27 protein-coding genes are annotated in these 24,917 nt (G+C 43.1%); 23 read left to right on the forward strand and 4 right to left on the reverse strand.

The window, feature by feature from the left end; all coding sequences use genetic code 11:
- Nucleotides 1-20: 20 nt before the first annotated feature.
- From LHUE1_RS07235 to LHUE1_RS07340, 22 genes are all read left to right on the forward strand, one after another.
- Nucleotides 21-494 (forward strand): PTS sugar transporter subunit IIA, encoded by a 474-nt coding sequence (locus LHUE1_RS07235; RefSeq protein WP_049170620.1) that lies wholly within the window; start codon nt 21-23, stop codon nt 492-494.
- Nucleotides 491-808, forward strand: a complete 318-nt coding sequence (locus tag LHUE1_RS07240; protein WP_049170622.1) for a PTS fructose transporter subunit IIB — start codon at nt 491-493, stop codon at nt 806-808. The genes LHUE1_RS07235 and LHUE1_RS07240 overlap by 4 nt, the downstream gene beginning before the upstream one ends.
- Before the next feature lie 15 nt (nt 809-823).
- Complete coding sequence (locus LHUE1_RS07245; protein WP_049170624.1) at nt 824-1,909, forward strand: PTS fructose transporter subunit IIC; 1,086 nt, start codon at nt 824-826, stop codon at nt 1,907-1,909.
- Nucleotides 1,910-1,930: 21 nt separating this feature from the next.
- Nucleotides 1,931-2,911 carry an aldose 1-epimerase family protein gene (locus LHUE1_RS07250; RefSeq protein ID WP_049170626.1) on the forward strand — a complete coding sequence of 327 codons (981 nt, stop codon included), beginning with the start codon at nt 1,931-1,933 and terminating at the stop codon, nt 2,909-2,911.
- Nucleotides 2,912-3,598 carry a D-lyxose/D-mannose family sugar isomerase gene (locus tag LHUE1_RS07255; protein ID WP_277848202.1) on the forward strand — a complete coding sequence of 229 codons (687 nt, stop codon included), beginning with the start codon at nt 2,912-2,914 and terminating at the stop codon, nt 3,596-3,598.
- A 125-nt stretch (nt 3,599-3,723) separates the two neighbouring features.
- Nucleotides 3,724-5,190, forward strand: a complete 1,467-nt coding sequence (gene xylB, locus LHUE1_RS07260) for a xylulokinase (protein WP_049170628.1) — start codon at nt 3,724-3,726, stop codon at nt 5,188-5,190.
- A gap of 181 nt (nt 5,191-5,371) precedes the next feature.
- Entirely contained in the window at nt 5,372-5,815 is a 444-nt protein-coding gene (locus LHUE1_RS07265; protein ID WP_049170631.1) for a PTS fructose transporter subunit IIA, read from the forward strand.
- Between the two features lie 45 nt (nt 5,816-5,860).
- Nucleotides 5,861-7,405, forward strand: coding sequence for a PTS fructose-like transporter subunit IIBC (locus LHUE1_RS07270; protein ID WP_049170633.1), 1,545 nt, complete (start codon nt 5,861-5,863; stop codon nt 7,403-7,405).
- Nucleotides 7,406-7,591: 186 nt separating this feature from the next.
- Nucleotides 7,592-8,758 (forward strand): MalY/PatB family protein, encoded by a 1,167-nt coding sequence (locus LHUE1_RS07275; protein WP_049170635.1) that lies wholly within the window; start codon nt 7,592-7,594, stop codon nt 8,756-8,758.
- A 1-nt stretch (nt 8,759) separates the two neighbouring features.
- A complete protein-coding gene (locus LHUE1_RS07280) occupies nt 8,760-10,484 on the forward strand; it encodes a putative frv operon regulatory protein (protein ID WP_049170636.1) in 1,725 nt (574 codons plus the stop codon).
- A 369-nt stretch (nt 10,485-10,853) separates the two neighbouring features.
- Nucleotides 10,854-12,338: a BglG family transcription antiterminator gene (locus LHUE1_RS07285; protein ID WP_049170638.1), complete on the forward strand. Its 1,485-nt coding sequence runs from the start codon at nt 10,854-10,856 to the stop codon at nt 12,336-12,338.
- The gene (locus LHUE1_RS07290; protein ID WP_049170640.1) at nt 12,328-12,771 is read left to right on the forward strand and encodes a PTS sugar transporter subunit IIA; all 444 of its coding nucleotides are present in this window, start codon (nt 12,328-12,330) and stop codon (nt 12,769-12,771) included. Before LHUE1_RS07285 ends, LHUE1_RS07290 begins: the two co-directional genes overlap by 11 nt.
- A gap of 52 nt (nt 12,772-12,823) precedes the next feature.
- Entirely contained in the window at nt 12,824-13,273 is a 450-nt protein-coding gene (locus LHUE1_RS07295; RefSeq protein ID WP_049170643.1) for a PTS sugar transporter subunit IIA, read from the forward strand.
- 15 nt (nt 13,274-13,288) lie between these two features.
- Nucleotides 13,289-13,618: a PTS fructose transporter subunit IIB gene (locus tag LHUE1_RS07300; RefSeq protein WP_049170645.1), complete on the forward strand. Its 330-nt coding sequence runs from the start codon at nt 13,289-13,291 to the stop codon at nt 13,616-13,618.
- A gap of 26 nt (nt 13,619-13,644) precedes the next feature.
- Complete coding sequence (locus LHUE1_RS07305) at nt 13,645-14,745, forward strand: PTS fructose transporter subunit IIC (protein WP_049170648.1); 1,101 nt, start codon at nt 13,645-13,647, stop codon at nt 14,743-14,745.
- 29 nt (nt 14,746-14,774) lie between these two features.
- A complete protein-coding gene (gene fsa / locus LHUE1_RS07310) occupies nt 14,775-15,428 on the forward strand; it encodes a fructose-6-phosphate aldolase (protein ID WP_049170649.1) in 654 nt (217 codons plus the stop codon).
- Between the two features lie 4 nt (nt 15,429-15,432).
- On the forward strand, nt 15,433-16,122 hold the full coding sequence (alsE, locus tag LHUE1_RS07315; RefSeq protein ID WP_049170652.1) for a D-allulose 6-phosphate 3-epimerase: 690 nt from the start codon (nt 15,433-15,435) through the stop codon (nt 16,120-16,122).
- A 59-nt stretch (nt 16,123-16,181) separates the two neighbouring features.
- The gene (locus LHUE1_RS07320; RefSeq protein ID WP_049170653.1) at nt 16,182-16,631 is read left to right on the forward strand and encodes a PTS sugar transporter subunit IIA; all 450 of its coding nucleotides are present in this window, start codon (nt 16,182-16,184) and stop codon (nt 16,629-16,631) included.
- Between the two features lies 1 nt (nt 16,632).
- Nucleotides 16,633-16,908 (forward strand): PTS sugar transporter subunit IIB, encoded by a 276-nt coding sequence (locus LHUE1_RS07325; RefSeq protein WP_049170655.1) that lies wholly within the window; start codon nt 16,633-16,635, stop codon nt 16,906-16,908.
- A 33-nt stretch (nt 16,909-16,941) separates the two neighbouring features.
- Nucleotides 16,942-18,309 (forward strand): PTS ascorbate transporter subunit IIC, encoded by a 1,368-nt coding sequence (locus LHUE1_RS07330; RefSeq protein WP_049170656.1) that lies wholly within the window; start codon nt 16,942-16,944, stop codon nt 18,307-18,309.
- Between the two features lie 24 nt (nt 18,310-18,333).
- Complete coding sequence (locus tag LHUE1_RS07335; RefSeq protein WP_053091153.1) at nt 18,334-19,191, forward strand: transketolase; 858 nt, start codon at nt 18,334-18,336, stop codon at nt 19,189-19,191.
- On the forward strand, nt 19,184-20,197 hold the full coding sequence (locus LHUE1_RS07340) for a transketolase family protein (protein WP_279280230.1): 1,014 nt from the start codon (nt 19,184-19,186) through the stop codon (nt 20,195-20,197). Before LHUE1_RS07335 ends, LHUE1_RS07340 begins: the two co-directional genes overlap by 8 nt.
- A gap of 102 nt (nt 20,198-20,299) precedes the next feature.
- On the opposite strand, the gene LHUE1_RS07345 is transcribed toward LHUE1_RS07340, so the two are convergent.
- The 4 genes from LHUE1_RS07345 to LHUE1_RS07360 are packed head-to-tail and all read right to left on the reverse strand — an operon-like array spanning nt 20,300 to nt 23,626.
- Nucleotides 20,300-20,776: a PTS system mannose/fructose/N-acetylgalactosamine-transporter subunit IIB gene (locus tag LHUE1_RS07345; protein WP_049170662.1), complete on the reverse strand. Its 477-nt coding sequence runs from the start codon at nt 20,774-20,776 to the stop codon at nt 20,300-20,302.
- Nucleotides 20,748-21,176: a PTS sugar transporter subunit IIA gene (locus LHUE1_RS07350; RefSeq protein WP_049170664.1), complete on the reverse strand. Its 429-nt coding sequence runs from the start codon at nt 21,174-21,176 to the stop codon at nt 20,748-20,750. The genes LHUE1_RS07345 and LHUE1_RS07350 overlap by 29 nt, the downstream gene beginning before the upstream one ends.
- Nucleotides 21,177-21,199: 23 nt before the next feature.
- Entirely contained in the window at nt 21,200-22,882 is a 1,683-nt protein-coding gene (locus LHUE1_RS07355) for a PTS system mannose/fructose/sorbose family transporter subunit IID (protein WP_049170668.1), read from the reverse strand.
- A 33-nt stretch (nt 22,883-22,915) separates the two neighbouring features.
- Complete coding sequence (locus tag LHUE1_RS07360) at nt 22,916-23,626, reverse strand: transaldolase (protein ID WP_080978122.1); 711 nt, start codon at nt 23,624-23,626, stop codon at nt 22,916-22,918.
- Between the two features lie 204 nt (nt 23,627-23,830).
- On the opposite strand from LHUE1_RS07360, the gene LHUE1_RS07365 reads away from it, so the two are divergent.
- Nucleotides 23,831-24,868, forward strand: coding sequence for a LacI family DNA-binding transcriptional regulator (locus LHUE1_RS07365; protein WP_049170786.1), 1,038 nt, complete (start codon nt 23,831-23,833; stop codon nt 24,866-24,868).
- Nucleotides 24,869-24,917: the final 49 nt, after the last annotated feature.

Raw genomic sequence — 24,917 nt, forward strand, 5'->3', positions numbered from 1 at the left:
CTGAAAGGGAGTCTGATTTTATGGAACAAATTGAAGACGTGCTTGATCCAAGGTTGATCAAGCTTAATTTAGAGGCGGCGTCAAAGCGGGATGCCATCACCCAACTGTCAGAAACACTGAAAGCGGCTGATTATATCAATGATGTTCCTTCTTTTGTTCAAGACATTTATCTAAGAGAACAGGAAGGCATGACAGGCATTGGGGACGGAATTGCGATTCCGCATGGGAAAAGTGATTATGTGACCAAAGTTGGGGTGGCCATTGGCATTTTCAACCACGCGATCGAATGGGAAACCTTAGACGGAAAAGGCGTGTCGATTGTCATTTTGTTCGCCGTCAGCAATGACACGGCGTCTGCTCGTAATCAGTTAAAGTTACTTTCGTTATTTGCCGCGAGACTGGGACATGAAGAGGTCATTGCGAAGCTTAAAAAAGCTACCAGTCCGGCAGAAGTCATTGCGGCTTTCACTGAGAAAGAAGGTCTGGAACAATGAAAATTGTTGGTATTTCCGCATGCGCAGCGGGAATTGCGCATACTTATATTGCTAAGGAAAAGATTCTTCAGGCTGCCAAAGATGCCGGGGACACCGCACACGTTGAAACACAGGGCACCATTGGCACGGAAGATGCATTAACGCCTGAAGAGATTAGCCAAGCTGATATTGTTTTGCTGGCTATTGACGTCAAAATTTCAGGCAGAGAACGTTTCGCTGGTAAAAAGGTTGTTGAGGTGCCAACTGATGTTGCGATTAAAAGTCCCAAGAAGCTCATTGCCAAACTTCATGAGCTGACTGGGCAGCCCAGTTAAACGAGGTGAGGACTGATGAAAAAGATTCAGATTAAGCAACCTGCGCTCACTGCGATTTCATATTTAATTCCGGTCGTGGTTGCAGGTGGTTTCTTACTTGCGGTTGGGAACATTATGGGTGGTAAGAACTTAGAAGCCGTCAAAGAAATGGCCAATATTTGGGATGCTTTCTCGACTATGGGCGGTTTAATTCTCGGTATGTTGCCGATCGTCGTTTCAACAGGGGTGGCATTTGCAATCGCCGATAAACCGGGAATTGCGCCAGGACTACTTGTGGGGCTCATTTCCAGAGTGATCGGGGCAGGGTTCCTTGGTGGTTTGATCGGTGGCTATGTTGCCGGTTGGGCAGCGCTTATCGTGATCGCTTATGTTAAGGTGCCGAAGTGGGCAGCAGGCTTAATGCCAACGTTAATCATTCCCTTTTTGGCATCACTCATCGCCGGACTATTCATGTTTTATGTTCTAGGTGGGCCGATTGCAGCCGGGACGGTATGGCTCACAGGTTATATGAAGACATTGGATACAAGTCAGAAGTTCCTTTATGGGATGATCATCGGCGTCTTGGCCTCGATTGATTACGGTGGTGCGATCAACAAAACCGTATTTGCCTTTGTCTTGGCACTACAGGCTGAAGGCATTAATCAACCGATTACCGTTTTGATTCTGGCTTCGATGGTGACGCCGATGGGCTATACCTTGGCTTACTTCTTAGGCAAGGCAGTTCACAAAAATATCTATACGCCACTCGAAGTCGAAACCTTGAAAACTGCTTTTCCGATGGGATTGGTCGAAATCACGGAAGGTAGTTTGCCGATTGTCTTAAATGATTTATGGCGAAGTATTGTGGCGACCGGTATTGGTGGGGCTGTCGGCGGAGGGTTCTCCATGTTATGGGGAGCCGACTCAAAGATTCCCGCCAGTGGGCTGTTCGCGGTGCCGACCATGTCCCGGCCATGGGCATTTATCATTGCATTGATCATCGGCAGTGTTGTCACGGCACTTGTCTATCTCATTTTAAAGAAGCCGGTTTCTACTGAAGATATACAGGAAGAAAAAGAAGAAGAGGACTTGAATCTCAAAGATCTTAAAATTTCGGATTAAGCCAATCTAAGGAGCTACCACATGACAAGTGAGGCATTTATAGGTAATGAAGCGCAAACTTCTGGTGCCCAGTTAGTCCAGTTTCTTGAGGGTAAGGCGACTGGTTTGAAAGCTATTCGGATGTACAACCAGGCTGGCTTGAGTTTACTGGTGACGCCAGACAGAGGGATGGATATTCCGGAGTTAAAAGTCCATGGCATCAATATTTCATTTATGTCGTCGACTGGTTTAGTGAATAGCACCTATTTTGTTGAGAATGGCAGTCAGGGATTTATGCGAAATTTCAATGTCGGCTTTTTGACAACCGGTGGCTTGAGTTATATGGGTGCTTCTGACGACCCGCAACTGGGCTTACACGGAACGATTAGTAATACACCAGCCGAAAATTTCGGGCATCAGACAACCTCGTCAGTCGTAAAAGTATCCGGTGCTGTGCGTGAAACATCGATGTTCGGCGTGAATTTATTGTTGAAGCGCGAAGTCGTCATACCCAAAACGGAGACAAAAATAAGAATTCATGATGTTGTGACGAATGAAGGCATGCAGACGTCACCGTTAATGATGCTGTATCACATGAACTTTGGGTATCCTTTCTTTAGTCCTGATACCCGATTAATGATGAATACAGTCAACCCAACCGATCGCGACGGGAAGTTGGCGATTGACTGGAACCAGTTCGATCAGCCCCAGCCTGGCACGACAGAAAAAGTTTACTTTCATGATTTCTCGGATCAAAGTGACAAAGATTTTCAATATCGACTTTTGAGTCCAACAACTGGGTTGCAGGCAACGGTGACAATTTCACCTTCGATGCTGTCGATCTTGAATGAATGGAAGCTGACTCAAACCAAAAACTATGTACTCGGATTAGAACCTGCCACCAATAATGTTAATGGACTCGAAGCGGCAAAACGCGATGGAACATTACAAACGATTGAACCTAATGAGGCAGTGACATTTGACTTAGAGGTTGAGTTTTCAAAAATGGAGGTGTCGGACTAAATGAAACGCTCTGAAATCAATCATATTTTGAAGGATTCAGAAACTTTTCTCAAAGAACATCAGGTGTTTTTACCGCCTTTTGGGCGCTGGTCGCCAGAACAATGGCAAAATCTCGATGAGTCTTATCAAGAGATCACGGATAACATGCTCGGATGGGACGTGACCGACTTTGGCTCAGGGAATTTTCAGGAATATGGGTTAGTGGCGTTTACGTTTCGGAATGGCAATTACAGGGAACCGAAGAAGTACCCCAAACCATATTGTGAGAAAGTGCTACTTTTAAAAGAAGGACAAGAGTTGCCTTATCATTTCCACCGGTTAAAAGAAGAAGATACCATTAACCGCGGTGGCGGGAATCTTCAAATCACGGTTTGGAATGCTACGGAAGATGAAGCGCTGGATAAAGAAAGCCCAGTGCATATTGTCAAAGATGGGCATCAATTGGTGCTGGTTCCTGGAACGGTGGTCACGCTTCATCCAGGAGAAAGTCTCACGACGACGACCCGGATTTACCATAAATGGAACGTTGAGACTAACTCTGGCGACGTCATGGTTTGGGAAGTTTCATCGACAAACGATGACAATATTGATAATCGTTTTCTGAAAGATATACCACGTGTGCCGGATATTGATGAAGACGAGGCACCATATCGTCTGTTGTTCGGTGATTACAAGAAATTGGTATAAAGGTAGGCCTGAAGACGTTGGTGCTTCAGGCTTTTTTAAAACAGCATAAATGATCAGTTAGTACGTGTGTGCACTGGGGATGTGATATCGTTGAACAATGTTATCCGTGATCGAGGAGGTAGAAAATGACAAATGATGTTGTCCTGGGGATTGATTTAGGAACGAGCTCAGTGAAGGTGATGGCGTTACAACGAAGCGGAAAATTTTATACGCATGCTGAACCGCTAACTTTGATCCATCCCCAAAACGGCTATAACGAACAACGCCCCGAGGAGTGGGTCACGCAAACATTTAAAGCCATTCGCGGCGTTTTGTCTGCTAACCAGATTTCAAGGGAAGCCGTTAAAGCGATTGGCTTTTCGGGGCAGATGCATGGTTTAGTTGCTTTAAGCGCTGATCAGCAACCGCTAAGGAATGCCATTTTGTGGAATGATACGCGCTCTTCATTGGAAGTTGAAGCAATTCAAGCGCGGATGGGGCAACGCTATGTCGACATTACCGGAAATCGTGCCGTTGAAGGATATGTATTGCCCAAACTATTGTGGATGCAAAAACACGAACCAGCTATTTGGAATCAAATCGAAAAAGTGCTGCTGCCGAAAGATTATTTGCGGCTAAGTATGACGGGTATACTGGGGACCGACTATTCAGATGCGACAGGTACGGGCTATCTCGACATTGCCAAGGGTACATGGAGTCAGACTGTTCTTGATCATTTCGGGATATCGCTTAGCTGGATGCCAGAATTAATGGATTCAGGAACTGTTGTCGGTGGTTTGACGAAAACCGCTGCCGAAGCTAGTGGACTTTTGCCAGGAACGCCGGTGACCGTTGGCGGTGCTGATAATGCCATGGGCGCGATTGGTGCTGGCGTTGTCAAAGAGGACCAGTTAATGTCCAGCATTGGCACTTCCGGAGTGGTGTTGCATCCAGAAAAGAGCCTGAATTTAAAATATCAGGGAAGGCTTCAACTGGAAAGACACGCCCTTAAGTCACATTTTTATTCGATGGGCGTTACATTGGCTGCTGGTAATTCGCTGAGCTGGTTTCGCGATACTTTTGGTGGCGACAAGCCGTTTGAAACCATTGTTCACGATGCCGCATCCTCGCCAATTGGCGCTAACGGCGTCTTATTTGCACCATACTTGTCAGGAGAACGCACGCCTTATTTTGATCCCCACGTTCGCGGTGGCTTTATTGGTATTTCAAACGGAACGACTTTTAATGATTTTGCTCGGTCCGTTTTGGAAGGTATCGTCTTCTCGCTTAATGACGTCCTCAATTTATATCGCCAGTTCGGCGTTTTGCCTACTGAAGTGATTGCGATCGGTGGCGGTGCCAAAAATCGATTTTGGGCACAGATGCAAGCAGACATTTTTGACTTACCGCTTAAAGTACCAATCGTTGATGAAGGCCCAGGATATGGCGCAGCCCTCGTCGCGTCCGTGGCGGCCGGATGGTACCCAGATGTCAGTTCGGCCATTGATGCGTTGGTGCGGTATGGTGACACCTATACGCCGATTGCCAGTAACCGTGATGCTTATGAGCTGATCTATAAGGAGTATCAAAAGTTGTATCAGCGACTTGTATAGGATTTAGGAACTCTTGAATAACGTCCGAGCGAATCGGGCGTTTTTTGGTGTGGAAGTATTTCTGCATCTTCATAACAGAAGAAATTTTTGATGTCACACCTGTGTGACAAAAAGGTGATTAAGTTTGTAAGCGGAATCATTTAGTATTAGGACTGTAAGATAGAAAAGAGGGACAGACAAAATGGCAATGTTCACAAAAGATAATATGATCATGGATCTTCAGGGTACAACTCAAAAAGAAATTCTGGAAGATTTGGCGAAAAAAGCTTATGCAATGGGCGCTGTTCAAGATGCTGCTGCTTTGGTTTCGGATTATTTAGCTCGAGAGGAAGAGTCAACAACAGGATTTGGCAACGGGGTGGCCATTCCTCATTCAAAATCGGACAACAACCTCAAAGCAACGATTATTTTCGGGAGAAGCCAGCAGCCGATTGAATGGCAATCACTTGATGGCCAACCAGCGAACACATTCATCAGTTTGATTGTCCCTACAGCTGAAGCGGGCGTTCATCTGCAACTACTAGCGAAACTCAGTCGTCAACTCGTTCATCCTGATTTTGTTAACGTACTGAAAAACGGCAATCAAGATGAAGTCTATGAATTGATTGATAAGACAATTCAGTAATCGCAGTGTGAAAGACACCTGCTGCTAAAAAAGGAGGAGAGAATCATGGCAAACTTGAAAATTGTTGGTGTCACCAACTGTCCTGCTGGGATTGCACACACGTACATGGTGGCCGAGGCAATTGAACAAAAAGCTAAGTCCTTGGGATATGAAGTACACGTCGAAACTCAAGGAGCTAACGGAATTGAAAATAAGCTAACCCCTGCAGAAATTGCCGCAGCTGACTACGTGATTTTGGCACTTGGCAAGGGCATGAGTTCTGAAGACAAAGCGCGTTTTAATGGCAAGCAGGTCATTGAGCTTCCGGTTTCTGAAGCATTGAAAAAGATTAATGTCATTTTTGATAATTTGCACGACGAAGCCCATTTATACACGGCTTCAAAAGTTCAATTAGGTGACCGTGAACAAACTGATGGGATTATGAGTCACTTGATGGCCGGCGTCTCGGCCGCACTGCCATTTGTTATTGGCGGTGGCTTGTTGATGGCCTTAGGTAGTCTGATGGTCCAATTTGGTGCGGCCAATGTTGCACCAAAGGCCGGGCAGATGGCGTCGCTTGCTTGGGTGCTGAACACTGTCGGTGGATTGGGCTTTACGATGATGATCCCGATCATGGGTGCTTACATTGCGTATTCAATCGGTGACAAGCCTGCCTTGGCACCGGCTTTCTTGGTAACGTATCTTGCCAATACGCCAGCTATCTTGGGCACACAAGGCGGGGCTGGCTTCCTTGGCGCGATTGTCATTGGTTTAAGTGTTGGTTATTTTGTTAAAGCGTTCCGGAAGGTGAAGTTAGGCAAGACCTTCCAGTCAACGTTAGGGTTCCTGATTATTCCGTTTGTCACACTGTTGCTCTTTGGGTTGGTGACCTATTACTTGTTAGGACCAGCGATGGCTTGGCTGATGGCAGCATTGCTGAGCTTCCTACGAAGCATCCCACCAGAGATGAAAATTGCTGGCGGATTCTTGGTTGGGGCCATGTTAGCCTTTGATATGGGTGGCCCAATCAACAAAACAGCTTGGTTCTTCGGATTCTCACTGCTTAGTTCGCATGTTTACACTTGGTACGGAATTGCCGGAGTAGTCACCGTCTTACCGCCAATGGCTGCAGCAATTGCGACATGGCTTAAGCCGGGATTATTTACCAAGCAAGAGCGTGAATCAAGTTGGCCTGCTATGTTAGTCGGGATGACCGTGGCGACTGAGCCAGCTATTCCGTATGCATTAGCAGCACCTGTACCGATGATTACCGCTAATACCTTGGCAGGGGGCATTGCTGGTGCTGTCTCAATGGGCCTTGGGGTCGAACGATTGGCACCAGGACTGGGTGTGTTTGATCCATTGATCGGCTTGTCCCGTCCGGCATGGGCCTATTATATTGCTTTGGCAGTTGGGCTTGTCTTGAACGTTTTATTCGTAATTGTGTTCAAGTCAGCATGGCTCAAGCGCCAAGAGCGTAAAAATGGCATTTTACCTTTGGATGATCAATCACAAAGTACGATCATCGATAGTGGTACGACTGTTTCTGCAAGTTCGTCGCAACATGCTCAGACAGCCAAAACCGTGTCCCCAGAAGCTGCAAAGAAATAGTTGGTAAGTGTGATGGTGCAGGGGCTGAGGTCTCTGCACTTTTTTAGAAGAGCGTGAACTGGCGCGGTTAGAAGCTGGAGTGTAAGTGGCCTCGGGCGTGATGGCCCGGGCTTAGGCCATCGCGACGAAGGTCCTTACACGCAAGCTTCTGCGCCAGTGAACGTGTTTAGAAAGAGATGATGCATTTTGACGAAATATGATTTTGATCACGTGATTGATCGACATGGCACTTTTAGCACACAGTGGGACTACATTGCAGATAGATTTGGCCGTAATGACATTTTACCTTTTTCCATTTCTGATACGGACTTCCCAGTGCCGGCTGAAGTGCAGGAAGCATTAGAGGCCCGATTTGCGCACCCTATCTATGGTTATACCCGTTGGAATCATGAGGCATACAAGAATAGTATCGTGCACTGGTTTGAGAAAGACGGCCACACAAAGATTGATCCTGACTGGATTGTTTATAGTCCAAGTGTTGTTTTCACGATTGCCACGCTGATTAGGATGAATTCACAGCCGGGTGATGCTGTAGCAGTCTTCACACCAATGTACGATGCCTTCTATGGTACGATTGAAAAGAATGATCGCATGCTGGTGCCGGTTCGACTGAGAGCCGCAGATGAAGGATATCAGATTGATTGGGACAGTCTGGAAACGGTCTTAGCTGAAGAACAAACAAAAATATTCCTACTGACAAATCCGCATAATCCGACTGGTCGCATTTTTTCTAAAGCCGAGCTAAGAAGACTGTACGAGCTTTGCCAATCTAATCATGTCTTCCTGATTTCTGATGATATTCATCGCGACATGGTTTATCTGCCACATGTTTATGAACCGATAACAAACATTGGTTTAAAAGATGTTGCTTTGTGTTGTTCAGGTTCAAAAACATTTAATACGCCAGGGTTGATTGGGTCGTACGTTTTCTTGCCAGATCCAGATTTGCGCACGCAGTTTTTGATCGAACTGAAACAAAAGAATGCATTGTCTTCAGTTAGCATTTTCGGTATGTTAGCACAAATCGCTGCTTATAACGGGTCGGCAGACTATGTTGAACAGCTGGTTGCTTATACTAAGAAAAATCTGGAAACAGTGGCTGCTTACTTGCATGAAAACATGCCAGAATTGAAGTTTTCACTGCCAGATGCTACCTATTTAGCTTGGATTAATGTCAGTGGTCTGGGGCTGAGTTCGGATGCGTTACAACATCGGTTAGTTGATATTGGACACGTGGGGATTATGTCGGGGAAGACTTACGGCGATGCACGTTATTTGAGAATGAACATTGCGTGCCCTCAAGAAAAATTGTTGGATGGACTGGCACGCTTAAAGAAAGGAATCAAAGGATAGTATGCTACCCCTCAGAGAAGTTAAAATCTTACGCCTTTTGTCCCAGCAAGATTTCTCTGGGGACGAACTGGCGAAGCAATTAAAAGCATCGCGACGCACGATTGTTAGAGATATAGCTGCCATCAATGATGAAATTCAGAAAAATCGAATCGGCAGTATTACAGCGCAGAATAAATATCATTTGACCACACTGAATCCGGGAAAATTAACCACGCTATTAAATACGAGCCGGGACGAAGCCAATGAAATCCTGCTGCGCTTGTGCATGCAAAAGACCATTGCAATGGGTGACCTTACGTCTGATATGTTTTTATCTCGTGCCCAGGTGACAGATTATCTCACCGACTTAAATAGTGATTATCAGGATCTTTTGCATATCTCCACTCGGCCAGGCACCGGTGTAACGATCAACATGAAACGATTAACGCGAATCGATCTTGCCGCAGACTGTCTTTTTGAATTTCCGCAACTACTCGCCAAAGTTGCTCCGGGAATTGAAAATACCCAGCGTATTAACACTTATTTAGCCCAAAACGCTTGTCCTTATATGACATGGGTCATCGACAGTCAGTGGCGAGCCCAGGTTATCAGTGCTTTTATTTGTCGGAGCTCGGCAAAAACGTATGACTCCGAAACAGCGGTGACAGCTGGGGTGAATCAATTTGTTCAAAGTCGTGAGAAGCTCTTGGCTGGTCTGATTGCCAAGCACACAAGTCTTATGAAAAGTTTTTCCAACATGGCGGACAAGTTCCAACTAGAAGCAATCGGACAAAAAACGTTAGAGTCTCTGTTCACGCATTTTGGTCGCGAATGTGCATTTCCGCGGCCACTAAGCACCTTGAGTAACTATGATATTACGCGATTAGCCGCGCAAAATCCGGTTGCATTTGATTTTGCCCAAGCAGTCACTGATGAACTGTTAAAGGCTGACAAGCAAATATGGATGGATGCAAACTTCTTGGCTCTCTATATTGTCCAAGCAATTAATCAACGAGAGGTCAAACCAGTCAAGATTCTCTTTTTGGCACCGCGCATGTCACTAGCGCAGATTAATGCCACCATTATCCAGCAAAAGCTACACAATATTGTGCTTGATACAGTTCACAGCTTGACCGAAGCAGAATCAGCATATGCAAAAGGGCACTTTGATTTGGCCATCGCCAATGTCAGAAATGATGTGATCGAGCAATCCTCAATTAAGTTTGCCTTGACCTTTTCCGCCGTTGCGTCTGAGGATGACATGACAACGCTTGAACAGTTAGTTAATGGGCAATATTATCACGACAATATTGCCGCTATGCTAGCGCCAAATCACTTTACGAATGTCGCTGTAACAGACAAATTTTTGCCAGCGCTAAAGAAGGGGCTACAAATCTTTTCCGACGCGGGGCTATTGGCTGAAGAGGATTTGGTCAAGATCGTTGAACGTGAAGAAGCCGGCAATCAATTAGTCCTAAATCATATTTCGATACCACACATCGTAACAGCGAGTGTCTCAGATTACCGGTTATTTGCAATTAAGCCGGAAGAAAAAGTGACGGTCGAGAATCAAGAAGTCTATTTAATGGTCATTGTGCTAGTGGGTACATCGCAGGCAGAGAAGAACACGATTTTTAGCTACCTGTATCAAACGCTAAGACAGTATTCGACTGCTAACATTCGGCAGGTTCAAAGCTATCAGCAGGTTATTGCGCTGCTCAGAGGGATGGGGGAATTTGAGGGTTAGAGATGCATTTAAAATAAAGCAAGTTCTTTAAAGTGTCACGAGGTAAACATGGCTATAAGTTTTATACGAACGGCAAAGAATTTGATAATGCGGTCTAAACCTGGCTTTTAGCGGATTTGATTGCAAAAACGCTAAAGCAACAAATAGGGATCCTTGGTAATTGCTATATCAAAGCTTTGTCGAGAAAATATCCGCCACTCATCTTTAATCGATGAATGACGGATATTTTAGTATTGGATTGTGAAATTTATAACAAGAATGGGAGGGAGGCGATCCCCGTTCACCAAAAAATGGCCAGTGCAATGGCCAAAAGTTTGGTAAGCGCTTTCAATAAAACCGGCTATTCTTAAATTACAGGAGAGGCTGACTATGAACAGAAAAGATAATCGTGAATATAGGCTTCAACTTTTATTGGCACAAACGACTAATTTTTTAACTGCTGACGAACTGGCTGCACGTTTAGACATTTCAAAGAAGACAGTTTACCGCTTAATCAAGCAAGTGAATGAAACCGCAGACGATGGGACAGTCATTGAATCAGCTAAAGGGAGAGGATATAGGCTAAATCAAGAAAGATATATTTTGCAAAAAGGACCGTCTCGCGATGACATTGAGGATATATCACCAGCTGATCGCCAAGAGAGGGTTATGGAGGCGCTACTACTGGCCTCGCCAAAAGCGTTGAAGATTCGAAGGCTATACAGCGACTTTTATGTTGGGGACTCAACGATTACAAATGATGAGAAGGTCATATCGAAGCGTTTAAAAAAATATGGACTAAATTTAACGCGAAAAAATAGAACCCTGCAAATAACAGGGAGTGAGCCGAATATTCGTAAGGCGATTGTTGAAATAACGCAAGCGTTAAACTTTGTTGATATTGATGACCTTAAAGGAACAATGAAGGCTGGATTTAATCATTACGACATGTCGCTTGTCTTAGAACAGATATCTACAATTGAAAAAATTCTTGGAGAGAAAGTCCCTTATCCGTATAATGTCAATCTTTTTTCACATTTGTACATTCTCATATCAAGAGTTAAGCAGGGGATGATCGGTTGTCAAAACTCGGTGTTGACGCTTGAAGAGAAGGAAACAATGGCAACTGAACCAAGAATTGCGAAAATTGCCAGGCAGACTATTGACAACATCGGGCGTTATCTCCATCGACATCTACCAGATGTTGAACAGTATTATTTGTTTCAATATTTGGTCTCGTCCCGGCTGCCAGATTTATCCGACAGGCCGTCAAGCTTTTCAAAAGTTGTCATGGATGTGGCAAATTATTATTTGCACGAGGTTGGTCATCGACTAAATTTGGAGACTAGCGGTACCGCGAATTTTCGGGATTTAGCAAGTCACGTTAAGCCGATGTTGAATCGCTTGAAGAACGACATTCGAGTTAAGAATGTCTTGCTCGATCAAATAAAGCTTTCTTACCAAACAATCTTTGATGTAGTAACTGAGGTTTCAGCAGAGCTGAGCGAAAAGTACCATTTGCCACAGATTAACGCTGATGAAAATGGCTTTATCACACTATACTTCGCACGTATGAGTGAAGTTCATCAGCTGCCGATACAAACGTTAGTCATGTGTACAACGGGTATAGGCACATCGGAGCTTTTAAGAGCAAAAATTCAGAAGCATTTTCCTGAACTAGATATCGTCGATGTTGTTAACACTCGTGAGTATCAGCAGTATTTAAGAAAATACCCACAGACAAAACTGATCATCACGACCGTCGCACTAAGAAATAAGCTGCCTGTAAGGTCATTATTAGTCAGCGCGATGCTGAATTCAGACGACCAGGCAAGAATTCAAAAAGTAATCGAGGAAATTCGAAATGAAAAATGATCTTATCTCTATATTTTCGAATTTAGCTTTAAAAGACCGAGCTGATGCTTATCAGTTTGCTGCTAATCAGATTTTCCCAGACGATGTTTTGAAAGCACACAGGCTAGTAATCGACTTACTGGATAGGGAGAACTTGGGGAGTATTCAAGTGGCAGATCATGTCATTCTTCCGCATGTAGAAGGAGATTTTATTCCTAAAACAAAACTTCTAATTATTAAGCCGCAAACTAACCTGAGAAAATGGAGCCCCAGTATTCATGATGTACAGGTTATGGTGTTTATATTTTTAAAAACAGATGAAAGTAAACGCACCAAATTACAAATCATTGACATCATGAGGAAGTTAGGCAAGGAGGAATTTATTCAGCTGTTGTTAAGAGAAACCGACGCGGGCACCTTATCTGAACTATTTTGGGACTCGACTCAATCATAAAGACTTAGAAGAAAGCCAAGAACAAAAAGACACTTAGTAGGTGGTAATGAAGATGGATGTAGTTGATATTATTGATCCCCGAATTGTAGATCCAAATGTAAAAGCAAGAAACAAATCTGAGATTGTTAATAAACTTGCCGAGGATTTGTTCAATTACGGTTATATCGATGATGTGCATGCCTTTGTTGATGATGTTTACCTTCGTGAATCTGAAGGGCAAACAGGCATTGGTGATTATGTTGCTATTCCCCATAGCAAGAGCAAACATGTTCAGAAGATAGGTGTTGCTATCGGAATTAGCAGAAACGAAATCCCATGGGAAACACTTGATGGTAAAGGCGTCAAGGTGGTTATTCTCTTCGCCGTTGGTAATGATCAGAAGGCGGCCAAGACTCATTTGAAGCTTTTATCGCTTTTTGCCAAGAAGTTGGGGAACGAAAAGGTTGTTCATAACCTATTGCGAGCCAGAGATAAAGATGATGTTGTGAATGCATTTAAATGAATGGGAGGAAGCAAAATGAAAATTGTCGGCGTTGCCGCATGTACTGTTGGCATTGCGCATACCTATATCGCACAAGAGAAGTTAGAGAACGCAGGGAAAAAGGCTGGGGCCGAAATTCACATTGAAACTCAGGGAACAATCGGCGTTGAAAATGAACTTACGGCTAAGCAGATACAAGATGCGGATTTAGTTATTTTAGCAATAGACGTCAAAATATCTGGGGAGGAACGTTTTAAAGGCAAAAGGGTCATTCAGGTTCCAACAGAGATTGCCATTAAGTCTCCTAACAAATTAATCGCTAAAGCCAAAGAAATCATTGCTACAGCGTCTCACGCTCAGGCATAACAACATGAAGATTTGGAGGGGTAAAAATGAAGGCACTTAAATCACTCAACATCAAGAGTAACTTATTGACGGCCATCTCTTACTTGATACCGATTGTGTGTGGGGCCGGTTTTATGATCGCAATAGGCATGGCATTTGGCGGTCATGCTCAGGATGCGCTTATTCAGGGAAAATTTAATTTCTGGGATGCTTTGGCAACGATTGGTGGCAAAGGACTAGGCATGTTGCCTGTTGTCATTTCGACTGGCATCGCATTTGCTATTGCGGCAAAGCCAGGTATTGCTCCGGGTTTCATCATTGGGTTAACTGCTAACGCCATTAGTGCCGGCTTTATCGGTGGTATCTTAGGCGGGTTTCTTGCAGGGTATCTCGTTTTAGGAGTTCTCAAGTTCATTAAAGTCCCAGCTTGGGCAAAAGGCTTAATGCCGACACTACTGATACCATTCATTGCTTCCATAATCGGTGGCCTAGTCATGGTGTACATCATCGGCGCGCCGATAGCTGCACTTACGGCAATGTTGACAGGATTCTTAAAGAGCCTTAACTCATCATCACTACTCGTTTTTGGTGCAGTGATTGGATTGTTAAGTGGTGTGGATTATGGTGGACCGATTAATAAAACTGTTTTTGCTTTTGTGCTTACTCTGCAGGCAGAGGGGTTGAATGGTCCTATTACCGCCTTGCAACTTGTTAATACAGCTACTCCGATTGGATTTGGCTTGGCTTTCTTCGTTGCAAAGCTGTTTGGGAAAAACATTTACACGAAAGTAGAAGTAGAAACGTTGAAGTCGGCAGTACCAATGGGAGTTATCAATATCGTTGAAGGTGTTATTCCGCTAGTTATGAATGATATCGTTCGCGGCGTGATTGCGACTGCTATTGGCGGTGCAGCAGGTGGTGCAGTGTCAATGGTCATGGGAGCTGACGCCACGGTACCTTTTGGTGGATTCTTGATGATTCCAACAATGTCACATCCATGGGCTGGGGTAGCCGGATTATTAGTGAATATTCTGGTGACAGCCGTCACTTTGGCGCTTATTAAGAAGAATGTTAGCGAAGAGGATCTTGAGAAGATTAATGAAGCTGAAGAAGAAGATATTGACTTGAATGATATCAAAGTGATTTAAAGTGTGAGCTTTGGGAGGAGATTGAAAATATGAAGTTCTTTCTTGATACGGCAGATGTAAAAGCAATTAAACAAATCGAAAAGTTAGGCTTAGTTGACGGCGTTACCACTAATCCGACCATTATTTCTCGTGAAGGTCGAGACTTTGAAGAAGTTATTCGAGAGATCGGTCAAATTGTCAATGGTCCCATTTCTGCTGAAGTTACTGCTTTAGATCCAAAAAATATGGTTGAGGAAGCAGAAAAAATGGCTAAGTGGTCCGATAACGTGGTGATTAAACTCCCTATGACAGAGTCAGGACTTCTGGCGACACATTATCTAAGTCAGGAAGGCATTAAGACAAATGTGACACTTGTTTTTTCGGTGACGCAAGGTCTTATGGCAGCAAAGTCAGGAGCAACATTTGTATCGCCATTTGTTGGCAGGCTAGACGATATTGCTGTTAATGGAATGGAACTGGTAAGCAAGCTGCGGCAAATATTTGACCGATATGAATTTACAACTGAAATTATTGCAGCAAGTATTCGGAACCGTGAGCACGTTGAACAAGCCGCCCTGAGTGGCGCCCACATTGCAACGATTCCACCGCAGTTGTTTAAGAGCCTGTGGTATCACCCATTGACCGACCAAGGTGTTGCACAGTTTACGAAGGACTGGGAAAAGTTTAAACAGAATAGAGGTTGAAAAGATGAATCAAATTCAGTTCTCACCATCTCTAATGACGATGAATCTTGATAAATTCAAAGAAGAGATTTCTTATTTGAATTCGAAGATTGATTCCTTCCATATAGATATTATGGATGGGCACTACGTCAAAAACCTCAGCTTATCTCCGTGGTTTATTCAAGAGGTCAGAAAGATCAGTGATTTGCCTCTTTCAGCTCACTTAATGGTCGATGAACCAGACTATTGGGTTGATCAATTAATCAAAATTAAATGCGATTGGATTTGCATGCATATTGAGGTGTTGAACGGTATTGCGTTTAGACTTATTGATCAAATACATGAGGCTGGGTTAAAAGCAGGAGTTGTGTTAAACCCTGAAACGCCTGTCGATGCTATTTATCCGGTTATTGACAAGGTTGATAAGGTAACGATCATGACGGTTGATCCAGGATTTGCCGGTCAGAAATTCATTGGCGAAGCACTGAAGAAGATTGTGGAACTACGAAGGCTACGTGGCGAAAATGGTTTTCAGTACCTTATCGAGATGGATGGATCTTCTAATCGTCAGAACTTTAAGAAAATTGCGGAAGCAGGACCAGATATTTATATCATTGGTCGCAGTGGGCTGTTTGGTCTATCGGAAAGCATCGAAACTTCCTGGGAATTGATGCAAAAGGACTTCCAAGAAATGACTGGTATAAAGCTGCTTTAGTTTTACCGAAATTTGATGCAGTTTGGAACTTTTTCAAAAAAGGGGAGAGGAGGTTCTTTATGCTCAGGGAGTTGGTAACACCTGAAATGGTCCAATTAACCGATCGAAAGATGGACTGGAAGGAAGCTATTAGATTCGCGGCACAGCCATTAAAAAACTTTGGCTTCATCGAATCACGTTACATTGATGCAATGATTGAAAAGGTTGAACAGTATGGTGCTTTTATTCACATTGGCAAGGGCATTGCGATGCCTCATGCTCGACCTGAAGACGGCGCGCTAAAAGTTGGAATCTCGATTCTGAAAGTGGCGAATCCGGTACTCCTTTTGGGCCAAAAAGAACATGCAGTGACATTTTTTATATGTCTTTCTGCCATTGATGATACAACCCATTTGAAAGCTTTAGCTGAGTTAGCAACGTTTTTGTCGGATGAGCCCAGCCTGAATCGACTGTTAGCTGCTAAAAGTAAAGACGAAATCATTTCACTATTAAGTGGAGGAGGAGATTGAAATGAAAATTGCTGCTGTGTGCGGATCGGGACTCGGTTCAAGTTTCATGGTTGAAATGAATATTCAGAGTGTTTTGAAGGATCTCGGTGTCACCGGAATTGAAACCGCACATTTTGATGTTGGGAGCGCAACAGAAGGCAGCGCAGATTACTTCTTCGTCGGGAAGGATTTGGCTGATAGTCTCAGCACCTTAAAAAACGTGATTGTCTTAGACAGTATTATCGATAAGAAAGAATTAAAGACCAAAGTGGAGGCACTGCTTAAAAGTCAAAACTAAAATTTGAAACACTAGCATAGGAGGAGTACCAAAATGAATGGGATTTTAAAAATATTAATTGATATTGCTAGTACGCCAGCCATTTTAGTTGCTCTAATTGCGATTCTTGGCTTGGTTTTACAGCGAAAGCACGTTAGTGAGGTTCTTAAGGGTGGCATTAAAACATTTGTCGGTTTCCTAGTGTTAACTGCTGGTGCAAATGTTGTCACAGGATCTTTGACGCCTTTCGGTAAGATGTTTCAACAAGCCTTTCACGTCACCGGCGTAGTTCCAAATAATGAAGCAATCATTGCTATTGCTATCAAGAACTTTGGAACGGCGACGGCTTTAATCATGCTTTTCGGAATGGCTGCAAATATTCTTTTTGCCAGAATCACCAAGTTTAAATATATCTATTTAACGGGACATGCATTTTTTTATCAGGCGTGTATCATAGCTGTTATTTTGACAACAACCCGCATGAATAACGTTCTGATGATCATTGTCGGCGGAATATTTCTTGGAATGTGTGGCGCTATCTTTCCGGCGATTATCCAACCATTTACGAAGAAAATTACCGGCACGGATGATGTCGCCCTTGCCCATACCGGAAATTTTGGCTATATGATTGCTGGATACATTGGCAAGTGGTTTGGAAATAAGAAGAAATCAACGGAAGATATTAACTTTCCTAAAGGCTTGTCATTTTTACGCGATTCAACCGTCAGCATTGCTTTGACAATGATGGTTGTTTATCTGATTGTCGCTATTTTCACAGGATCGACCTATATCGAAACCAAGCTAAGTGCGGGGACTAACTTTATTGTTTTCTCACTTCAACAAGCTGGTACTTTTGCAGCTGGGGTGTATGTGATTCTTGCAGGGGTACGAATGATTTTGGCAGAAATCATTCCCGCCTTCAAAGGAATTTCTGAACGACTGGTTCCCAATTCAAAGCCCGGTCTTGACTGCCCTATTGTTTTCCCTTATGCACCTAATGCAGTGCTTATTGGCTTCTTTTCAAGCTTTATTGGTGGCATCGTCAGTCTCATTATCATGGCTATGGCTGGCACGACAATCGTTATTCCAGGAGTTGTTCCTCATTTCTTCTGTGGTGCAACATCAGCTGTTTATGGGAATGCGACAGGTGGAATTCGCGGCGCTGTCTTGGGCTCATTTGTTCAAGGAATTGTCATTAGTTTTATGCCGCTTTTCCTGATGCCATTGGTAAGCAACTTAGGATTTACAGGATCCACTTTCTCTGACACGGATTATGGCATCATCGGGTTACTTCTCGGACAGTCGTCCCGCATGGGTGGGCAGATTGCCGTCATCGGCGCGGTCATCATGATTGGCATTGTGATGTTTGCACTGACAGCCATTGGTAAAAGGAAAATAAGTAAGGATGAAGAAACGGCATAGTGTTTATTGAAAGGGTGGACTAGTTTGAATTCGAATGAATTATCTAAACTGACAAGACTTGCTGCGAAAATTAGATATGGTGCCATTAAATCAATTCAAGAAGCAGGACAAGGTCATATCGGCGGATCATTGTCGATCGCAGACACTTTAGCAGTTCTTTACGGAAAACAGATGCACATTAACCCGCAAGAACCACATTGGTCAAATCGTGATTGGTTGGTTCTTTCAAAAGGCCATGCGGGGCCAGCGCTATATAGTGCTTTAGCAGCATCGGGGTTCATTGATGATAGTGTCCTAGCTACCTTAAACCAAGGTGGGACAATCTTACCATCACATCCTGACCGCAATAAGACCCCCGGAGTTGATGCAACAACGGGATCGCTTGGACAAGGGACATCACAAGCAGCGGGGATTGCAACCGGACTAAAGCAGAAACATTTATCATCATATGTTTATCTGATTGTCGGAGATGGTGAGCTAAACGAAGGACAATGTTGGGAAGCGTTCCAGTATATTGCTAGCAATAAGCTAAACAACTGTATCGTGTTCATAGATAACAATAAGAAGCAACTTGATGGTTGGACAGACGACATTATTCGACAATTCAATATTGCCGACAAAATGCGAGCATTTGGCTTTTCGACTGTGACAGTTGATGGTCGTGATATTAAGCAAATTGATGCTGCCATTGATTATTTAAAGACCATCGAAGATTCTGCAGTTTGCATTGTTCTCGATACGATAAAAGGAGCAGGAGTTAAACTTTTTGAAGACATGGAGGATAACCATTCTGTTAAGTTTGGTAATGAAAAAATCAATAAGGAAACGGACGAAGCATTGATAAACTTGGAGCAAATTTTTGAGGGGGAGAAAAATGTTTAAATTGACTGAACAAAGAACGAAGGGAAAAGAGCTTAGGCAGACGGTTGTTGATACCCTCAATGGATTGATGGAGAAAGATGATCGGATTATCGCCCTTGATGCTGATCTTGGTGGAGCCAGTAATTTTCTCCAATTTAAGCAAACGCACCCTGATAAATTCAGTGACGTTGGCATCTCGGAAGCAAATATGGTGGGGGTCGCTGCTGGACTAAGTTTAACTGGTTTTACGCCTTTTATTCACACCTTTGCGCCCTTTGTAGCACGTCGAGCCCTTGATCAGTTGTTTGTATCTGGTGCTTACTCAAAAAACACGATCAATATATTTGGCTCTGATCCTGGTTTCGCCGCCGGGTTTAATGGGGGTACTCATACAAGCTATGAGGACATCGGAACCCTTCGGACAATTCCTAATATTGTTATCTGTGACGCAGCAGATGAAATACAAATGAGCTGGGTCATTAAAGCCTTTAGTCAGATGAAAGGCATTCATTACGTTCGCGGAAATCGGAAAAGTGTACGATCGATTTATGAGGCAGGCTCTGATTTCAAGCTAGGTAAAGGAAATCTTATTCGGAATGGCTCGGACTATCTGATTGTTGCTGCCGGACAGCTAGTCTCAGAGGCACTAGATGTTGCAGATATTTTAGAAGAGCAAGGATTAACGGCAGATGTAATCGATATGTTTACCATCAAGCCGTTAGACCGTGATTTGCTGTTGAAACGGATGGCATACAAGAAAGCCGTTATGACCATCGAGAATCATAACATCATTGGTGGTTTGGGCAGTGCCGTTGCAGAAGTGATGGCCGAGAATCGAATTTCTATTCCACTCAAGAGGATTGGATGCAATGACAGGTTCGGACAAGTGGGCACTCCAGAATTTCTTCAGGAAGAATACGGGCTTACAACACCGAAGATATATGCGCAATTGAAGCCCTTTTTAGAGAAAAGTAGCGGTGGACGTCGCGAATCAGATTTGATTGCTGTTAAACACATTAAGAACTAAATTGAATATTTGTGGTGTAACTGCATGAAAACACAAAACCGGCTCTGTGTCGAAAAACAGAGTCGGTTTTGCTTTTTGATCAATTTATTTGATCAAGTTTATTTATTTGTTTAGTAGGTCTTTTAGTTCTACTTTTTCATTTTGCGGCATAATTTGGATGAACACATGAACGCCCTTATCAATTAACCGCTTGAAAGATTCGTTTTCTTGGGGGCTTGTCGAGATTGTGTGATATAAGCGTTCACGACCTTGTTTAGCCCCCATACCACCCAAGTCGATTTCTTTGATGTCGATACCGTGATCCACTAGATATTCAAGCGTCTCTGGAACTTTTGCTAGTATAATGGTTGGTGCCTCGAGCGGTTCAGATAAAAATTGCACGCCATCTTCCTTATTGAAGACGCCAATTGCCATCGTATCAGGGATCGCATTCTCAAGAACATTGATCATAAAATCGTCTTTTGCGACTGCATCATCGATAACAAGTACTTGCTCTGCGTGAGTAATACGGCTCCAGGCTGTCATGACTTGCCCATGAATAAGGCGATCATCAATTCTTGTTAAGACTAAGTTTTGCACGCTTGTTACCTCCATTCGTTAATTTGATTAATTCAACACCAGCGTTTTTAGGATCTAAGGCGATTTGAGTCAAATCCTCGAGCGTAGTTGTTTCTGTTCGAGATGTGACTACGGAAATCAAGATTGGAATATTCATACCTGAAATTAGGATAAACTCATACTTCTGTTTCAAAGAAGCTGCTGTGTTATAAGGTGTCCCACCCTTTAAATCAATGAAAACCATTGTTTCACCAGTGAGTGAAGACAAGAGCTGATCTACTTGATTGCGATAATTATCTGGATTTTCTCCTTCATGTAGTTGAAGTGCGTGCAAATTTTTTTGCGGTCCAGCAATCATTTCGAGACTTTTTAACAACCCTTCACAAAAGGGCCCGTGACTGAGTAACACGATGTTAATCATATTGATTTAACCTCCGCAATTTTCTACGCTTTGACAATTCCAAGAACATTCAAGTAGGAAAGAAGTATGCCAGCTATAAAAATGCCTAAAATGATCCAAGTTGGATTGACTTTTTTACGTACCAAATACCAGACAAGAACAGTGATGCCAAGAGGAATTAACCCAGGAGCTAGCTGATTTAGAATACTTTGCAGTTTCATTGTACTCTTGCCAACTGTCCAGACCAGTGGTGTGCGAACGGCAACACGGCTAGCGGCCATAGCACCAACAACCATTAATCCAACGATACTAAAAGCATTTGTAACTTTTCCGATCAAACCATTTTTTAAAATGGAAATGACAGATTCTTTACCTTTCCGATAACCAAACATGAACATAATGTAGCCTATCGTGTAGATAACGAGTTCGAAGATCACTGTGAACATTACTGGCCCGAGGTAATTTCCTTGTAAGGCTAGTGATGCACCAACACTGGCAAGAATTGGAAAGAAGATACCTTGCTGAACAGTGTCGCCGATACCAGCAGCAGGGCCCATTAATCCTGTACGAACTGAGTTAATATCATCTGCAGAGACATTTTGCCCATTGGCACGTGCTTCTTCCATCGACAATGCAACACCGTGAATAATAGGGCCGACCATGTGGGGTTCAGTATTGAAAAAGACCATATATTTCTTTAGTTCATCAGCTTGTCGATCCTTCGAATAGAGCTTACGAATAGGATGAATCATCATATTCGTAAGTCCAAGAGCCTGAAGACGTTCATAGTTGTAAGCAGCCTCGTCGCTTTGTTCCCACAACCACGTCTTCACGAGATCTGAATGGGTTAATTTCTTAGTGTATTGGATAGTTGCAGCTTCAGAAGCCGATGCGCCATTTTGGGTAGGTGTTACTTCTTCGGCGGTGCCTCGTCTGTTCTGTAAGGTCAGCCGACGTACTTTTTTCTTCGGAGATGTCGCATCCGCAGCTTCTTTGCTAGAATGACTCTGACTAATAAAGACAAGAAATGCAATGCAGGCAGAGAAGATAGCGATTGCCATAATGTCGAGTTTCAAGTATACAGTCAGAAAGAAACCGATAATAAAGAATGCATTGAGTTCTTTTTTTCCGAGATAGTTGAGAAGCATTGCGATCCCAAGGGCAGGCATTAAACCACCAACAACTTCAAGAGCCGTTGTGAACTTTGCAGGAATAGCGGAAATAAGCGATGTCGTCCAACTTTTGCCAAACATGACTAAGCAAAATGCAGGAATGCCATAGACAATAAAGGCAACAATGAACGAGGGAACATAATTTAGAAAACGAATTTGTCCAACTTTGCCTTCGCTAAGTGCTTTATCTGCACGATGAACCCAGAAAGAGTTAACGGTCTGGTAAATTTGAACCATCAGAAGCCCTAAAAGTGAAAATGGAATGGCAAAAGTAACGGCTAATTTAGGATTAGCACTTGAGAGAATTGTTAATGCTGAACCGTAAATCCCAGCGACCATGGTGTTACTTGGCATCACACCTCCTGCATTGATCCATCCAAGATACACTAGCTGTATATTAGCACCCGCTAGCATACCCAACATTGGATTCCCCATGAAAATCCCAACTAACAGACCAGTTGTTAGTGGATAAGTCATACATCGAGTGATAGGTGCAAAGAACCACCACTGTGAGATGATTGCTAATAAAGCAACCAAAATGGCTGATAATAGCATTGTTTACCCCTCCTTTGGGAACAGCTATGTCGGCTACAAAATCGAAAAGCCTAATGCGTTAACGTCCTTGTGAAAACCTTGAACAGTATCAAGAGAGAGTTTCTTGGGATCCAGACCAATCATCTTCATCTTTTCAAGAATAGCGTTAGTGACAGTGATGATATCAATACCTAGATTATCAGCTTGGAAAATGTTTAGTAATTCTCGTGAACTTGCCCACAGTAGGCTTGCTTGTGGGTATTGATTAACAAGATCTTGGCTTTTTCTCATCAGCGGGATGGGATCCACGCCAGTATCAGCAAGTCGGCCGGCAAAAACGGAAATAATGTTATGGGTTTTGGGAGATAAGGCATCTGCAACCTCTTTTACTTGTTCATAGGTCAGAATAGCAGTAGCGTTCACTTGGATTCCTTCGGCTGATAACTTTTTGATAAGTGGTGCTGATGATTCGCCTTTGGTATTGGTGATAGGAATTTTAACAAAAACATTTTTACTCAGTGCAGCTAGTTTCTCCGCTTCTTTCTTCATTGTTGGAAAATCGTCTGCGAACACCTCGAACGAAATTGGCAAGCCCTCAACAGCTTTTAAGGCAGCTTTTGCAAAACTCATATAATCAGAGATGCCAGCACGTTTCATCAAAGTTGGATTGGTTGTAAAACCGCTAATTGGCCATTTGCTTTTGGCTTCAACCATTCCTTCTATCGATGCGCCATCTGCATAAATTGCAACATTAAAGTCCTTCATCATGAATCCTCCTGATTGGTATATTTGCGGTAACGTTTACGCAAAAATCAAAAAATTGAGCCGTTTGGCACGGCAGGCTTGGAATGGCTGTTATTGCTAAGTCCATTCGAATTTGGTATTATTGTGTAAACGTTTTCGCATCTTTCACGGTCTATTAAACAACGAGTCCTGTGAAAAGTCAAACAAAAAATCTTGGTGATGATTGTGTCAAATAAAAAGAACGTCTCAATCAAAGACATAGCGCAATTAAGCGGCGTATCAGTTGCAACTGTGTCTAGAATTATGAACAATAGTGGTCGATATTCTCAAAAAACTCGTGATAAGGTTCTTAAAATCATCAGGGAAACAGGCTATGAACGTAATTCGCTGGCAACAAGTTTACGTATTAACAAATCGAACATGATTGGAATCTTAGTACCGGATATTGCAAACGAGTTCTACGCTTCGGTTCTAAAAAAAGCTGAGCAGGCTCTGTTTAAACTGGGCTATTCAACAATTATTTGCAACACTGAACGAAGTGTTGAGCGAGAAACAGCCTATTATCGAATGTTAATTGAGCATCGTGTGGATGGCCTTATTTCTGTATCTAGTGCCAGCAACCAGATGCCGCTTTCAGCGAAATATGCAATTCCTATTGTTTTTATTGATCGAGACCCACATTCTGCTTCTGAGATGATTGTTACCACTGATCATTATGCAGCGGGGAGGGATCTGACACGATTGTTGCTAAGTCAAGCAGATGATTTATGTCTTGTTATGACCAAGTCGCGTCCTTCCTCAACAATGGATCGGGTGCAGGCATTTAAAGATGAACTTTCAGATCGAGGAATTAGTGCAGATGGTAGCATATTGGCGTTAAATACGACCTCTGATAAATTTTTACAACGACATTCTGATCTGGAAAACTTCATTCAAATCAAACATCAAGAAGGCAGACGCCTTGGAGTTTTCGCAATTAACGATAATGTTGCTTATATGGTTCTTCAAGTTGCAAAAAGGTTTCATCTAAGTGTTCCTGAAGATCTGATCGTAACTGGTTTTGACGGTATGTCAATTGCTTCCATATCACAACCGACAATAACGACAATTGTCCAAGATTCAACAGCAATTGCCAATCAAGCCAGTCAATTATTGGTTGATGCGATCAAAAAGAATAACGATAACGATGTCCAACATGGGACGATACATGTACCATATCAGCTCGCTCAGAGGAAAAGTACCTTACCGGAAGCTAAGAAGTGAGATACGTTGAAACCCCTTTCACTTTGACATAAAATAGTATTCAAAGTTG

This window comes from Lacticaseibacillus huelsenbergensis (assembly GCF_029726355.1).
Taxonomy (GTDB): Bacteria; Bacillota; Bacilli; order Lactobacillales; family Lactobacillaceae; genus Lacticaseibacillus; species Lacticaseibacillus casei.